The sequence below is a fragment of the Micromonospora sp. RHAY321 genome (assembly GCF_023896955.1).
GTDB lineage: Bacteria > Actinomycetota > Actinomycetes > Mycobacteriales > Micromonosporaceae > Micromonospora.
This window is the reverse complement of the sequence record NZ_JAMHIW010000018.1, coordinates 51,840-66,771: the sequence shown is the minus strand read 5'-3', so window position 1 is coordinate 66,771 and position 14,932 is coordinate 51,840. Positions and strand designations below refer to the sequence as shown.

At 71.1% G+C, this 14,932-nt stretch carries 12 protein-coding genes and 1 pseudogene; 4 read left to right on the top strand and 9 right to left on the bottom strand.

The window, feature by feature from the left end:
• Nucleotides 1-90: 90 nt before the first annotated feature.
• Nucleotides 91-1,752, bottom strand: coding sequence for a glycoside hydrolase family 10 protein (locus M8C17_RS27130; RefSeq protein WP_252419392.1), 1,662 nt, complete (start codon nucleotides 1,750-1,752; stop codon nucleotides 91-93).
• A 299-nt stretch (nucleotides 1,753-2,051) separates the two neighbouring features.
• Between M8C17_RS27130 and M8C17_RS27125 the strand changes: the two genes are divergently transcribed.
• The gene (locus M8C17_RS27125) at nucleotides 2,052-3,554 is read left to right on the top strand and encodes an amino acid permease (protein WP_252419391.1); all 1,503 of its coding nucleotides are present in this window, start codon (nucleotides 2,052-2,054) and stop codon (nucleotides 3,552-3,554) included.
• 55 nt (nucleotides 3,555-3,609) lie between these two features.
• Here the strand turns inward: M8C17_RS27125 and M8C17_RS27120 are convergent, their stop codons facing one another.
• The 5 genes from M8C17_RS27120 to M8C17_RS27100 are packed head-to-tail and all read right to left on the bottom strand — an operon-like array spanning nucleotide 3,610 to nucleotide 9,375.
• Nucleotides 3,610-4,635 (bottom strand): glycoside hydrolase family 43 protein, encoded by a 1,026-nt coding sequence (locus M8C17_RS27120; protein WP_252419390.1) that lies wholly within the window; start codon nucleotides 4,633-4,635, stop codon nucleotides 3,610-3,612.
• Entirely contained in the window at nucleotides 4,632-5,489 is an 858-nt protein-coding gene (locus tag M8C17_RS27115) for a carbohydrate ABC transporter permease (protein ID WP_252419389.1), read from the bottom strand. The genes M8C17_RS27120 and M8C17_RS27115 overlap by 4 nt, the downstream gene beginning before the upstream one ends.
• Before the next feature lie 10 nt (nucleotides 5,490-5,499).
• Nucleotides 5,500-6,465: a carbohydrate ABC transporter permease gene (locus tag M8C17_RS27110; protein WP_252419388.1), complete on the bottom strand. Its 966-nt coding sequence runs from the start codon at nucleotides 6,463-6,465 to the stop codon at nucleotides 5,500-5,502.
• 6 nt (nucleotides 6,466-6,471) lie between these two features.
• The gene (locus M8C17_RS27105) at nucleotides 6,472-7,800 is read right to left on the bottom strand and encodes an ABC transporter substrate-binding protein (RefSeq protein ID WP_252419387.1); all 1,329 of its coding nucleotides are present in this window, start codon (nucleotides 7,798-7,800) and stop codon (nucleotides 6,472-6,474) included.
• Nucleotides 7,801-7,860: 60 nt separating this feature from the next.
• Nucleotides 7,861-9,375: an alpha-N-arabinofuranosidase gene (locus M8C17_RS27100; RefSeq protein WP_252419386.1), complete on the bottom strand. Its 1,515-nt coding sequence runs from the start codon at nucleotides 9,373-9,375 to the stop codon at nucleotides 7,861-7,863.
• A 147-nt stretch (nucleotides 9,376-9,522) separates the two neighbouring features.
• Between M8C17_RS27100 and M8C17_RS27095 the strand changes: the two genes are divergently transcribed.
• Nucleotides 9,523-10,530 (top strand): LacI family DNA-binding transcriptional regulator, encoded by a 1,008-nt coding sequence (locus M8C17_RS27095; RefSeq protein ID WP_252419385.1) that lies wholly within the window; start codon nucleotides 9,523-9,525, stop codon nucleotides 10,528-10,530.
• Between the two features lie 47 nt (nucleotides 10,531-10,577).
• Here the strand turns inward: M8C17_RS27095 and M8C17_RS27090 are convergent, their stop codons facing one another.
• From M8C17_RS27090 to M8C17_RS27080, 3 genes and pseudogenes are all read right to left on the bottom strand, one after another.
• Nucleotides 10,578-11,303: a methyltransferase domain-containing protein gene (locus M8C17_RS27090; protein WP_252419384.1), complete on the bottom strand. Its 726-nt coding sequence runs from the start codon at nucleotides 11,301-11,303 to the stop codon at nucleotides 10,578-10,580.
• Between the two features lie 275 nt (nucleotides 11,304-11,578).
• A pseudogene (locus M8C17_RS27085) lies at nucleotides 11,579-11,824 on the bottom strand (hypothetical protein); the annotation flags it as partial.
• A 38-nt stretch (nucleotides 11,825-11,862) separates the two neighbouring features.
• Entirely contained in the window at nucleotides 11,863-13,500 is a 1,638-nt protein-coding gene (locus tag M8C17_RS27080) for an ABC-F family ATP-binding cassette domain-containing protein (RefSeq protein WP_252419383.1), read from the bottom strand.
• A 62-nt stretch (nucleotides 13,501-13,562) separates the two neighbouring features.
• Between M8C17_RS27080 and M8C17_RS27075 the strand changes: the two genes are divergently transcribed.
• Nucleotides 13,563-14,333: an ROK family protein gene (locus M8C17_RS27075; protein ID WP_252419382.1), complete on the top strand. Its 771-nt coding sequence runs from the start codon at nucleotides 13,563-13,565 to the stop codon at nucleotides 14,331-14,333.
• Nucleotides 14,334-14,445: 112 nt separating this feature from the next.
• Nucleotides 14,446-14,814, top strand: coding sequence for a M48 family metallopeptidase (locus M8C17_RS27070; RefSeq protein WP_252419381.1), 369 nt, complete (start codon nucleotides 14,446-14,448; stop codon nucleotides 14,812-14,814).
• Nucleotides 14,815-14,932: the final 118 nt, after the last annotated feature.

Here is a 14,932-nt window from a genome sequence, read left to right as displayed (position 1 = left end):
TGCCTCTCGCCAACTATTGGTTACATACGTTGAAACAGACGAATGCCCCGGGTGCGCGTGGCACCCGGGGCATTCGTCGAGGTCGTACGGTCAGCGCAGAACGAAGGCCGGCGGGCTGACCGGGCTCTCGTTGGCCGACCGGTCCAGCGCGGTCACCCGGTAGGTGTACCGCTGGCCGGCCACCGCCGTGGTGTCCACCCAGGACTGCTTCTCGCCGGGCGTGGCCCGGACCGTGTCGACCAGGTGCGCGGCGTCCGCGGTGCCGCACCGACCGCCCAGCGTGGTGCCGTCGAACCGGTAGATCGCGTACGAGGTGGCGGTGCCCAGCGGTCCGACGCCGTCAGCCGGCTGGTGCCAGGTCAGCCGCACTCCGTCGGCCTCCCGGGCGGCCTTGGTGACCACCGGGAAGAGCAGCGGCTTTGCCGGCAGGTGGGGCATGGTCGGCACCAGCGCCGGGCGGGAGTAGTGCTCGGCGGCGTAGATGTCGGTGGCGCCGAGCCGGTTGGCCCGCACCTGGACGGCGGAGAAGTGCACGTTGCCCTGCACCTCCGGGTACGCCCGGTTGAGGGTCAGGTGGTCGGACAGCTCGCGCGGGTTCATCCAGAACGACCCGTACGCCGGGTCGCCGCTCTTGTAGTCGGCCTGGCCGATGTAGAGCTGGACGCGGGTGCCGCGCACCGTCTCGGCCCACCACGGGACCAACCGGGCGTAGTCCGCCGCCGGGTACTGGCCGATGTACCAGTAGAGCTGGGGCACCACGTAGTCGATCCACTCCTGCTTGACCCACGTGCGGGTGTCGGCGGAGATGATGTCGTACGACTGGCTGCCGGTGGTGTCCGAGCCGAGCCGGTCGACGGCCTTGTTGCGCCAGATGCCGAACGGGCTGACCCCGAACTTCACCCACGGCTTCGCGGCCTTGATCTTGCCGTTCATCTCCTGGATCAGCAGGTTGATGTTGTCCCGCCGCCAGTCGGCCCGATTCGTGAAGCCCCGGTTGTACGCCGCGAACGTGGCGTCGTCCGGCACCTGGTGGGTGCCGCTCGGGTACGGGTAGAAGTAGTCGTCGAAGTGCACGCCGTCGATGTCGTACCGCTTGACCGCGTCCATCATCGCGGTCTGGACGAACTCGCGGACCTCCGGGATGCCGGGGTTGTAGTAGAGCCGGCTGCCGGCCACCCCGGCCGGCGGGTAGGCGAAGGTCCAGTCCGGGTGCTGCCGGGCCGGGTGGCCGGGGGCGAGCAGGTTGAGGTCGGCGCCGGCGCCGCCGGGGGCGGGCATGGAGACCCGGTACGGGTTGAACCAGGCGTGGAACTCCAGGTTGCGCTTGTGGGACTCCTCGACCAGGAAGGCCAGCGGGTCCCAGCCCGGGTCCTGGCCGCGTACGCCGGTCAGGTACTCCGACCAGGGCTCGTACGGCGAGGGCCAGAGCGCGTCGGCGGTCGGCCGGACCTGCACCACGACGGCGTTGTGGTTGAGGCGCTCGGCGAGGTCGAGCAGGCCGCGGTACTCGGCCTGCTGGGCGGCGATCCGGTCCGGGCTGGTCTGGGACGCCTTGCTCGGCCAGTCGATGTTGACCACCGACGAGATCCACATGGCCCGGAACTGCCGTTTCGGGGTGGCCGGGTCGGTGGTGCAGGTGGTGGGGGTGGGGGTGCCCGCCGCGTCGGGCGCGGCGCTGGCGGGGGTGGCGGCGACGAGCGTGCCGAGCAGGGCTGCGACCAGACCGGCGGCTCCGAGCCGAGTTGCCTTCATGCGGTGTGTCCCTTCGTTGGGGCTCCCGGGTGTTCGGCGCGGCACTCGGCAAGATTCGCCGCAGGCTAACTGCCGCTGGAAGGAAATTTTCACACTCGGGTCGTTCCCGCAAGGGTTCCCGCCCGGTCGATTCGCCCGCCGGATATCGGGGCGTCCCGCACCGATCGTCGGATTGCCCGCAGTGACCCACATCGCACTCACTGTGCAGGCCCGCTCACGCGGTTGACAGCTCGCGCCCCTGGGTAGCAGCCGGTCACCGGCCGCCACGGTGGTGGTCGCACGGTGGGAGGGGTGAGCGCGTGTCCGTGCTGCGGACCAAACCGATCAAGGACGTGATAGCCCAGGGCGACGCGGACGGCACCGACGGCCGGCTGGGGCTGAAGAGGCGGCTCGGCGCGGTCGACCTCACCGGCTTCGGCATCGGCATCGTGATCGGCACCGGCATCTTCACGCTGACCGGGATCGAGGCCCGGGACAGCGCCGGGCCGGGCGTCGTGATCTCCTTCGCCATCGCCGGCGTGGTCGCCCTGCTCGCCGCGCTCTGCTACGCCGAGCTGGCCTCCAGCGTGCCGACCGCCGGCAGCGCCTACACCTACGCGTACGCCACCATGGGCGAGATCGTCGCGTGGATCATCGGCTGGGACCTGCTGCTGGAGTTCGCACTCGGCGCGGCCGTGGTGGCCCGAGGCTGGTCCGGCTACCTGGCCGAACTGCTCGACCTGCCGACCCGCTGGTTCGGCGAGGAGGGCAGCACGGTCAACATCGGCGCCATCGCCATCGTGCTGATCCTCGGCGTCGTGGCGATCGTCGGCATCCGGGAGTCCGCCCGGATGACCAACCTGCTGGTACTGGTCAAGGTGGCCATCTGCGTCTTCGTGGTCGTGGCCGGGCTCTTCTTCGTCAAGGCCGCCAACCTCAGCCCGTTCATCCCGCCCGCCGAACCCGCCGGTGGTGGCGACGACGGCATCAAGCAGCCCGTCACGCAGGCGCTCTTCGGGCTGGAACCGTCGGTCTTCGGTTTCGTCGGAGTGCTCAGCGCCGCCGCCGTGGTCTTCTTCGCGTACACCGGCTTCGAGGCGGTCGCGAACCTCGGTGAGGAGACGAGGAAGCCCAAGCGGGACCTCACCCTGGGCCTGCTCGGCACGCTGCTGATCTCCACCGTGCTCTACATCGGCGTCTCGCTGGTCGTGGTGGGCATGGTGCCGTACACCGAGATCGACCGGGGTGCCCCCATCGCGTCGGCCTTCGAGGCGGTCGGCGCCGGGTGGGCGGCCGTGCTCGTCTCCATCGCCGCGGTCGCCGGCCTGACCAGCGTCATCCTGGTCGACCTGGTGGCGATGGGCCGGATCGGCTTCGCCATCGCCCGGGACGGGTTGATCCCGCCCTCGATCGCGGCGGTGCACCCGCGCTGGGGCACCCCGTACCGGATCTCGGCGGTCATGACGGTCGGGGTCGCGCTGCTGGCCGGCTTCCTGCCGCTCTCGGCGCTGGCCGACCTGGTCAGCATCGGCGCGCTCTGCGCGTTCGTGCTCGTCTCGATCGCGGTGCCGATCCTGCGCCGCAAGCGCCCCGACCTGGAGCGGCCGTTCCGGGTGCCGTTCTCCCCGGTGCTGCCGATCGTCTCCGCGCTGGCCTGCTTCTACCTGATGCTCAACCTGTCGGTGGAGACCTGGCTGCGGTTCCTGGCCTGGATGCTGCTCGGCGCGTTGATCTACTTCGGCTACGGTTACCGCCGCAACCGGCTGGCCCGACACGACCCCGCCGTGGCCCCGGCCCCCCGCGAGCCGGCCGCCGACAGCTGACCCCGTACGTGGGAGAGGGCCCCCGGTGCACCGGGGGCCCTTTCCGTGTGACACGTCAGGGGCGGGACTGCGGCGTCGCGGTCGGGCCCTTCACGACCGGTTTGCCGTCGACCCACGTGACCTCGTCCAACCAGGTCTGGCGGCCCGGGTCGGTGCTGCCCTCCTGGCCGGGCGGCCAGGCGTGGTACAGCAGCCAGGTCCTGCCGTCCTTCACCACCATCGAGGCGTGGCCCGGGCCGGACGCGGCGTCGTTGGTCTTCAGGATCGGGTTCTCGGCGGCCTTCACGCACGGACCGGTCGGGCTCTCGCAGACCGCGTAGCCCTCGGCGTACCCGGCCCGGTCGTAGGCGTTGGCGGCGAAGAAGAGGTACAGCCGGCCGTCCTGCCGGTGGAAGAACGGCCCCTCGATCAGGGTGCCCTCCCACGGCTCGGTCTGCTTGAGCAGCTTCGTCGGCTCACCGACCAGGGTCAGGCCGTCGTCGGCGAGACGCTGCGACCAGAGCCAGGTGTCCACCCCGATCGCGTTGCCGTCGTTCTTCCACAACAGCCAGAGGCTGCCGTCGGTGTCCCGGAAGGGGCTGGCGTCGATCGCCCCGCCCAGGTCCGCCTGGCAGATCAGCGGGCCGGACGCGTCGTCCCGGTACGGCCCCTGCGGCGCGCTGGCCACCGCCCGCCCGACACACTGCCTCCCGGACTCCCGGCCGGCGACGGTGTAGTAGAGCAGGAACCGGTCCGGGGCCAGTTGGATGGCCTCCGGCGCCCAGGTCTTGCCGGCGTCCGCCCAGTCCGGCAGCGTCGGCAGGGCGTCCCCGGCCTCGGTCCAGTCGACCAGGTCCGTGGACGTGAGCACCGGGACGTTGCGGCCGCCGGCGTTGGTGTGGAACAGGTACCAGGTGTCGCCCACCCGGATCGCCTGCGGATCGGGGGCGTCGGTCCTCACGACCGGGTTGGTGAACATGCTGGGGTCGCTCCCGCTGCTCGTGGGGGTGGGTTCGCTGCCGTCGGTGCAGCCCGCGACGAGCAACGCGGCGGCGATGATGATCGCCGCCGCGCCGCGTCGCCGGGTGGTCGTGCGGGTCATCCCTTCAGACCGCTGCGGGAGACACCCTGGATGATGTGCCGCTGGGCCAGCACGAAGAGGATCAGCACCGGCAGGCTCGCCAGCACCGCGCCCGCCATGATCACCGGGTAGTCGGTGACGTACGAGCCCTGGAGCAGGCCCAGGCCGGGCGGCAGCGTGAGCTTCTCAGGGCTGAACAGCACGAAGATCGGCCAGAGGAAGTCGTTCCAGTTGGTGAGGAACGACAGCACCGCCAGGGTGGCCAACGCCGGCTTGGACAGCGGCAGCACCACCCGGAAGAAGATCTGCCACTGGTTGGCGCCGTCCAGCGTGGCGGCCTCCTCCAGCTCGTTGGGGAGCGAGAGGAAGAACTGCCGCAGGAAGAAGACGCCGAACGCGCTCGCCGCGCCGGGCACCACCACCACGGCGAGGGTGTCGATCCAGTTGAGCTGGTCGACGATCAGGAAGTTCGGGATGATCAGCGAGGTCGGCGGGATGAACAGCGTCCCGACGATCAGCGCGAAGCTCACCCCGCGCCCCCGGAACCTCATCCGCGCCAGGGCGTACGCGGCCATCGAGGCGGTCACCAGCACCAGCAGCGAGTGCAGCGTGGCGGCCAGCATGCTGTTGAGGAACCAGCGGAGCACCGGGTTCGCCGCGTTGTTGAGGATCTGCTCGTAGCCGTAACCGGCGAGCGGGTTCGGCAGCCAGCTCGGCGGGATCTGCTGGGCGGCGGTGTAGGTCTTCAGCGAGGTGATGACCATCCACACCAGCGGCATCAGGAAGATCAGGGCCAGCGCCACCAGCGTGGCGTAGAGCACGACCCGGCGTAGCGCGGTGGCCGAACCGCGGGTGGTCGGCGTGGGCGTCGTCATGGCGGTCCCCTCAGTCTTCCCGGTAGCGGAAGAGGCGGAAGTTGGCGATGCTCACGACGGCCAGCATCAGGGCGAACACGATGCTCATCGCGGCGGCGCGACCGGCGTCGTTGTCCCGCAGGCCCTCCTCGACGATGAACCAGACCACCGTGCGCGTCTCCGTGCCGGGCGCACCCTGGGTGATCAGGAACGACTGACCGAACATGTTCGCCGAGGCGAGCACGGTCGTGGTGATCACGAAGAGCAGCACCGGGCGCAGCCCGGGCAGCGTGACGTTGCGGAACCGCTGCCAGGCGCTCGCGCCGTCCATCCGGGCCGCCTCGTACAGCTCCGGGGAGATGTCCTGGAGACCGGCCAGGTAGATCACCGCGTTGAAACCGGAGGTCCACCAGACGGTGACCCCGACCAGCGAGATCCACGCCCACGGCATGTTGGTGACCCAGGGGGTGTCCGACGGCAACCCCACGACGCCGAGGAGGCGGTTGACCAGGCCCAGGTTGGCGTCGAGCAGGAACCGCCAGAGCAGGCCGATCACCGCCACACCCAGCACGTACGGCGCGAAGTAGATCGCCCGGAAGAAGGTCCGGCCGGGGAAGGAGCGATTCAGCAGCAGCGCCAGCCCGAGCGGTACGACCACCAGCAGCGGCACCGACAGCACCGTGAAGATCGCGGTGGCCCGCACGCTCTCCCACCAGTCGCCGTAGACGGCGGAGTCGCTGGAGAAGAGCTCCTTGTAGTTGTCCAACCCGACGAACGGCCGGTTGGGCAGCTGGAAGTCCCACTGGTGCACGCTGAGCCACACGCCCAGGATGATCGGCAGCAGGCCGAACACCCCGAACAGGATCAGGTAGGGGGCGAGGAACAGATACGGCGTCGCCCGTCCGGTCCGGCCCGCCGAGGCGCCCCGGCGGGGAGCCTTGGCCGCCGAGGGCGGCGCGTCACCGCGCGCCGCCCCGACCTCGATCACGTCCGCCACGGGTTATCAGCTCCCGTACTTCTTGCGGTTGTCCTCGAGCTGCTTGTTGGCCTTCGCCACACCGTCGTCGAGCGCCTGCTTGGGCGACTTCTTGCCCAGCGCGGCCTCGTTGAAGGAGTTGTAGAAGGTCGTCATGACCTCGCCGAGACCCGGAGCCGCCGGCGGGAAGGCCGCGTACTCCAGCTCGGGGGCGAGCGACGAGATCTCCGGCAGGGCCTTGAACTCGGCGCCCTCACGGACGGCCTTACGGGCCGGCACCTGGCCGCCCTTCGCCCAGTCCAGCGAGTGCTCGCTGAGCCAGTTGATGAAGACCTTCGCGCCGGAGACCTTGTTGGCGTCGTTGGCCCGCTGCTTCACGATGGTGAAGTTGTGCGAGTTGGCCCACGCCGCCGGCTTGCTGCCGATCTGGGGGAGCGGCGCGACGCCCCACTGCACCTCGGGGCTCTTCTTCAGATCGTTGATCTGCCAGATGCCGTTCCAGGTGAAGGCGTTCTTGCCGCTCTTGAACGCCAGGTAGTCGGCGTCCTGACCGACGTTGGCCGGCGAGAAGCCCTGCTTGATCATGTCGACCAGCCAGGTGCACGCCTCGACCGCCGGGTCCGAGTTGAAGGTGGCCTTCGCCACGTCCGCGTCGAACAGGGTGGCGCCCCACTGGTTGAGCAGCGAGTAGAAGGTCATGCCGCCGGTGAACTGGAACGGGCTGACCCAGAAGCCCTGCACGCCGGCCTTCTTCAGCTCGGTCAGCGCGGCCGTGTACTCGTCCCTGGTCGCCGGCGGCTTGTTCGGGTCCAGGCCGGCCTTCTGCATGACGGTCTTGTTGTAGTAGAAGCCCAGCGGGTGCATGTCCAGCGGGATGCCGTACCGCTTGTTGTTGTAGAGCCCGCCCTTCCACACCGTGGGGGCGAAGTCGCCCTCGGCGAGCTCCAGGTTCTTGGCCACGTCGTCCAGCTCGGTGATCACGCCGCGGGCGGCGAAGGTGGCGAGCTGGTCCATGTGCATGACCGCGATGTCCGGGCCGTTGCCGCTGGAGGCCGCACCGGGGAGCTTGTTGTAGTAGTCCTCCCACTGGTATGTGGCCACCGACACCGCGATGTTCTTGTGCTCGGTGTTGAACTGGTTCACCAGCGTCTTGAAGATCTCGCCGTCGCCGCCGGTGAAGCCGTTCCACAGCTTCAGGTCCACCTTGGGGCCGGTGTACTCCTTGCCGCCGTTGCCGGCCGCCGGCCCAGAGGTGCTGTCACCGCCGCCGCAACCGGCGAGGGTCAGCGACGCTGCGGCACCGAGTCCGAGACCGAGGCCGAGCAGGCGACGCCGGCTCATGTCGTTCTGGATCATGCTGGTATCTCCTTGAAGGGGGGACGGGATGAATTGTGCCTGGTCAAACTCGGTGCGACCTCAGGCGTTTGCCGGGCCGAAGCGCAGCACGCTCCAGGACACGGCGGGCAGGCGCACGGTGCACCGCCCGCCGTCGGGGGTGGGGGTGGGCATTTCCCGGGGCGTCACCCGGTCGGGCTCGGCCTCGGTGTTCATCGCCGACGGGTCAGACCCGGCAGCGAGGCTCAGGAAAGACAGACCGGACATGCCCGGCAGGCCGCGCAGGTCCAGGTCGAGGGGCAGGTCCTCCTCGCCGCGGTTGACCGCGAAGACGGTCAGCTCGCCGGTCTCCTCGTCGTGCACGGCGACCGTGTCGAGCACCGGCACGTCTCCGTACTTCTTCGTGTCGTAGCGCGGCGACACCGGCTCGGTGCGCAGCACGGTGCCGCGGGCGTACCGGGCGGTCAGCGCGAACGGGTGGAAGATGCTCTGCCGCCAGGCGGGACCGCCGTTGCGGGTGCGGATCGGGGCGATCACGTTGGCGAGCTGGGCCTGGGCGGCCACACCGACCCGGTCGGCGTGCCGGAGCAGGGTGATCAGCAGGTCACCGACGACCACCGCGTCGACCGCCGTGAAGTCGTCCTCGATCAGCGCCGGCGCCTCGACCCAGCCGCGCCGGTCCAGGTCGGCCTGGAGGCGGGACTCGTACCAGACGTTCCACTCGTCGAACGAGATCTTCAGCTTGCGCTTGTGCCGCTGCTTGGCGGCCACGTGGTCGGCGGTCGCGACGACCTCGGTGATGAAGTTGTCCATGTCGACGGCGGAGGCCAGGATGCTGGCCCGGTCGCCGTCGGACGGGTCGTAGTAGGTGTGCGCCGAGATGTAGTCGACGTGCTCGTAGGTGTGCTCCAGCACGGTGGCCTCCCACGCGGCGAACGTGGGCATCCGCCGGTTGGAGCTGCCGCAGGCGATCAGGCTGATCGACGGGTCGATCATCTTCATCGCGCGGGCGGCCTCGGCGGCGAGCCGGCCGTACTCGTCGGCGGTCTTGTGGCCGACCTGCCACGGGCCGTCCATCTCGTTGCCCAGGCACCACAGCCGCACCCCGTACGGGTCCTCCGCGCCGTGCTTGCGCCGCAGGTCGGACAGCTCGGTGCCGCCCGGGTGGTTGGAGTACTCCAGCAGGTCCAGGGCCTCCTGGACGCCACGGGTGCCCAGGTTGACCGCCATCATCGGCTCGACACCGGCCTCGGCGGCCCAGGTCATGAACTCGTCCAGCCCGAACGCGTTGGTCTCGATCGTCTTCCAGGCCAGGTCGAGCCGGCGCGGCCGGTCGCCGACCGGGCCCACCCCGTCCTCCCAGCGGTAGCCGGAGACGAAGTTGCCACCCGGGTAGCGGACCACGGAGACGCCCAGTTCCCGGGTCAGCTCCAGCACGTCCCGGCGGAGGCCACGGGAGTCGGCGTCGGGGTGGCCGGGCTCGTAGATGCCGCCGTAGACGCACCGCCCCATGTGCTCGACGAAGGAGCCGAAGAGACGTCGGTCGGCCGGGCCGATCGCGAAGGCCGGGTCGATCGTCAGCTGAGCGGTCCGCAAGGGTGCCACCTTTCCTCATTGCCGGTGCCGGGTGATCGCGGTCACCGCTCTCACCCGGTATCCGTCGTTTCTACAACGTTGTAGGCAACGTTGTAAAGACCTGGTTCCGAGGTATGGTGCGCTGGGTTACCTCGGGGAGGTTGCGGCGTGCGAAACAGGCTCAAGGATGTGGCCGAACGGGCCGGGGTCTCGGTGAAGACCGTCTCCAACGTGGTGAACGGCTACGTCCACGTGCGTCCGGACACCCGGGCCCGGGTCGAGGAGGCGATCGCCGAGCTGAACTACCGGCCCAACCTCTCCGCCCGCCACCTGCGCAAGGGCCGCACGGGCGTGATCGCGCTGGCCGTGCCGGAACTGGACATCCCGTACTTCGCCGAGCTGGCCCGCCACGTGGTCACCGCAGCAGCCGAATTCAGCTGGACGGTGCTGATCGACCAGACCGGCGGCGGTCGCGAACAGGAACGCGTGGTGGCCTCCGGCATCACCGACCACCTGATCGACGGGCTGATCTTCAGCCCGTTGGCGCTGACCGCGGAGGACCTGACCGGCCTGGACGGCACGCCGATGGTGCTGCTCGGTGAGCGGGTCGACCACGGCCCGGCGGACCACGTGGTGATCGACAACGTCGGCGCGGCCCGGGAGATCACCGACCACCTGATCCGGCTCGGCCGCCGTCGCATCGCGGCCATCGGCTCGCAGCGCACCCCCGAGGGCGCCAGTGCCCGACTGCGGCTGACCGGTTACGCCGACGCCCTGCGCGCCGCCGGCCTCGACTACGACGAGGCCCTGGTGGCGCCCGCGCCGGCCTGGCACCGCGCCGACGGCGCGGCCGCCATGCGCGGCCTGCTCGCCTCCGGGGTACGCCCCGACGCCGTCTTCTGCTTCAACGACACACTCGCCCTGGGCGCCCTGCGCGCCCTGCACGAGGCCGGCCTGCGGGTGCCCGAGGACGTTGCCGTGGTCGGCTTCGACGACATCGAGGACGGCCGGTTCTCGATCCCCACCCTGACGACCGTCGCCCCGGACAAGGCCCAGATCGCCCGGCTCGCCGTCGAGTTGCTCGCCGAACGCCTCGACGGCGACCGCTCCGCCCCCGCCCGCGAACTCTCCGCCCCCTACCGCCTGGAACTCCGCGAATCCACCCAGTCCCCCTGACCGCCTGCCCCACCCGGGGAATGGCGGTGGAGGAGACGCGGGGAGGGTCAGTCGAAGAAGCGGGCCAGGTGGGTTGGGGGTGCGGGGTCGGCGTCTGGTGGCAGGGGGGTCAGGTCGGCGAAGATCGAGGCGCCGTCGCAGCCGGCGTGCAGCGGATACCAGCGTGGGGTGCCCGGCGGCCGCAGTTGGCAGATCCCCTTGAACGTCTGCACGTCCATCAGCCGGACGTGGGTCGGGTCCGCCACCGCGTTCACATGCCCCCACCAGGGGCTCATCACGTGCAGCACCCCACCCGGGCGGAGCACCCGGTGGCACTCGTCCACCAGCGGCAGGAAGTCGAGCAGGTGCTCCAGGATGTGCACCGCGAAGAGGACGTCCACCGAGTTGTCGGCCAGCGGCAGCGAGCCGGAGAGGTCCGCCACCGCGTTGACTCCCGGCGCCGGGTAGATGTCCAGCCCCAGGTTGCCCGACCACTGCTTGGTCGGGCCGCAGCCGAGGTCGACCACCACCGGCTCACGCCCGTCGACGCCGACCCGGCACCACACGCCGTAGACGCCGGCCAGCCGCCCCACCAGGTCCCGGACCAGTCGCAGCTGGCCGGGCTCGGCCACCTCACCGCTGACGTGGGCCACTCCCCGGTCGAACCGCACCTCGACCGCCAGGCCGCGTAGCCGGTCGTCGTGCCGGACCTGGTCCGCCCACGCCTGAGCGAGGAAATCGTCGATCGCCCGCAGCCGGTCGGCCGAGGGCGGAGTCTGTGCCAAAGCGACCATTCGGGGCCACCTCCCGCCGCGCGATACCCGCATCCGCGCTCGGTATGCCCCGCTCGTCAGCCGCGTCGGCGGGTCGGCGTGCCGCCCTGGTCGGCGTGTCGCAGTCCCCAGGGCAGGACCGCGTCGAGCGCGCTACCTCACAGTCATAAAAATGCCTCTGAGGTATCAGGCTCAACAGCGACTCGTGCCCGTCGGGCCGGTCAGCCGGAGAGGGTGCGGCGGCCAGGTCGACCGCCACCGCGCATCCGCTGGCGGGGCGGTGGGGCGGCCGGCTTCGGTCGCTTGAGGTGGTAGCGGTGCAGCTCGTTGTTGCCGGGCAGGGACGGGTCCTCGCTCATCGCGACCAGTTCCCAGCCCTGGTCGCCGGCCCGGTTCAGGTGGGCCAGCGCAGTGTCGCCGTACGGCGTCACGTCGACCATCGAGCCGTCCGGGCCGTACCAGACGAAGACGACTTCCCAGCCCAGGTCGTTGGTCGCCGCCTGACGACGACGGACCAGCAGTGCGTACTCCCACTTGAGCATGGCGTCATTCTCACCCCGCGGCGGCCCGCCGGCACGGATCAATCCTCGGCGATCCGCCCGCCGTCGACCCGCAGCCGACGGTTCGTCTCGATGGCGGCCAGCATTCGCCGGTCGTGGGTGACCAGCAGCAGCGTGCCCGGATAGCTGGCCAGCGCCGATTCGAGCTGCTCGATGGCCGGCAGGTCCAGGTGGTTGGTGGGCTCGTCGAGCACCAGCAGGTTGACCCCGCGCCCCTGGAGCAGGGCCAGCGCCGCGCGGGTCCGCTCGCCGGGGGAGAGGGTGGCCGCCGGCCGCGGCACGTGTGCCGCGCGCAGCCCGAACTTGGCCAGCAGGGTCCGCGCGTCCGCCGGTGACATGTCCGGTACGGCAGCCTGGAACGCGTCGACCAGCGGCGCGTCGCCGAGGAACAGCCCACGGGCCTGGTCGACCTCGCCGACCACCACCCCGGGCCCCAGCGAGGCGGTCCCGGCGTCCAGCGGCAGCCGGCCGAGCAGCGCGGCCAGCAGGGTGGACTTGCCCGAGCCGTTCGCCCCGGTCACCGCGACCCGGTCCGCCCAGTCGATCTGAAGGTCGATCGGGCCGAGGGTGAAGCCGCCCCGGCGTACCACCGCGCCGCGCAGCGTGGCCACGACAGCGCCGGCGCGGGGTGCGGCGGCGATCTCCATCCGCAGCTCCCACTCCTTGCGGGGCTCCTCCACCACGTCGAGCCGTTCGATCAGCCGCTCGGTCTGCTTCGCCTTCGCCGCCTGCTTCTCGGTCGCCTCGCTGCGGAACTTGCGGCCGATCTTGTCGTTGTCGGTGGCCTTGCGCCGGGCGTTCTTGACGCCCTTCTCCATCCAGGCGCGCTGGGTACGCGCCCGCGCCTCCAACCCCGCGCGCGTGTCGGCGTACTCCTCGAAGTCCGCGCGGGCGTGCCGGCGGGCCACCTCGCGCTCCTCCAGGTAGGCCGCGTAACCGCCGCCGTAGTGGTGCACCTGCTGCTGCGCCAGGTCCAGCTCCAGCACCCGGGTCACCGTGCGGGTGAGGAACTCCCGGTCGTGGCTGACCAGCACCGTGCCGGCCCGCAGCCCGGTGACGAACTCCTCGAGCCGCTCCAGCCCGGCCAGGTCCAGGTCGTTGGTCGGCTCGTCGAGCAGGAACACGTCGTAGCGGCTGAGCAGCAGCGAAGCCAACCCGGCCCGGGCCGCCTGGCCACCGGAGAGCCCGGTCGTCGGATGGTCCAGGTCGACCGCGAGCCCCAGGTCGGCGGTGACCTGTTCGGCCCGTTCGTCCAGATCCGCGCCGCCCAGCGCGAGCCAGCGCTCCAGCGCGTCGCCGTACGCGTCGTCGGCACCCGCCGCTCCGGCGGTCAAGGCCTCCGTCGCCGCGTCCAGCGCGGCCTGCGCGGCGGTCACCCCGGTCCGCCGGGCCAGGAACCCGCGCACCGTCTCGCCCGGCCGGCGCTCCGGCTCCTGCGGCAGGTGTCCGACGCTCGCGGTGGGCGGGCTGAGACGAACGCTGCCGGCCTCCACCGGCAGCAACCCGGCGAGGGTACGCAGCAGCGTCGACTTCCCGGCGCCGTTCGGCCCGACCAGGCCGACCACGTCGCCGGGAGCGACGACCAGATCCAGTCCGGCGAAGAGTGGGCGGTCACCGTGCCCGGCGGCGAGGTCCTTGACGATCATCGTGGCGCTCATCAGGACGGCAGCCTATCCGGCCGCCCGCATACGACCGGGCGGCAGCGGGCAGACTCAACGGCGTGGTGACCACACTCGCGATCGACTGCGGCGGCGGGGGCATCAAGGCATCGGTGCTCGACGAGGCCGGCACGATGCGGGCCCGGCCGCTGCGGGTGCCGACGCCGTACCCGCTGCCGCCCGCGCTGTTCGTCCAGACCCTGCTCGACCTGGGCCTCCGGCTGCCGACGGCCGACCGGCTGACGGTCGGCGTGCCCGGGATGATCCGGCACGGCGTGGTGGTGACCACTCCGCACTACGTCACCCGCAACGGCCCGCGTACCCGGGTCGACCCGGACCTGCTCGCCGAGTGGTCCGGCTGGGACGCGCGGGGCGCCCTGGCCGACGCGTTCGGGGTGCCGGCGCTGGTGCTCAACGACGCCGAGGTGCACGGTGCCGGGGTGGTCGCGGGCACCGGCTGCGAGCTGGTGCTGACCCTCGGCACCGGGCTGGGCAGTGCCCTCTTCGACGGCGGGGTGCTCGCCCCGCACCTGGAGCTGTCCCACGCGCCGGTGCGCTGGGGCACCACCTACGACACGTACGTGGGAGAGCCGGAGCGCCGACGGCTCGGCGACGCGTTCTGGTCCCGACGGATCCGGCAGGTGGTGGACGGGCTCCGTCCGGTGTTCCGCTGGGACCGGCTCTACCTGGGCGGGGGCAACTCCCGGCTGATCCGGCCCGAGCAGCTGGCCCGGATGGGGGATGACGTGGTGGTGGTGCCGAACACCGCCGGGATCGTCGGCGGCGTCCGTGCCTGGGAGCTGGCCGCCGGGCGCCGGGACGCCCGCACCTGACCCGCCCGGGGGGCCGAATCCGACCCGATCCCGACCCGGGGAACAGTCGCCAAACGGCCGGTGTTGTGCCAGCGTCGGAACAGGTGACGGCGCGACCCGAGGAGGTGGGCAGATGGATCTTCTGGCGGACTACCGGCGGGCGACCATGTTCTTCGAAGCCGGTGACCCGAGCGGAGCGGCCCGACTGCTGGAGCCGATCGTGGACGCCGAACCCGGCAACGCGGCGGTACGGCAACTGCTGGCCCGGGCGTACTTCCAGTCGGCCCAGCTCAACAGGGCCGAGGAGCAGCTGCGGGAGCTGGTCGACCGGGACCCGAGCGACCACTACGCGCACCACGTGCTGGGTCGGACGCTGGAGCGGCTGAACCGGCACTCGGACGCGCTGCGGCACCTGCGGATCGCCGCCGCGATGTACGCGGCCAACGACGACTACCGGGTCGCCCTCGAGCGGGTGGAGACCCGCCTGGGCGGAACGCGCTGAGCGCGGACCGGTGACCTGCACGGGGCGGCCCTTCGGGGCCGCCCCTTCGTCGTCGCGCAGGCGGGCCGCCGGGCGTGCCTAGGATGGCGGACATGGGACCTGACCGGCCGGGGGCTGC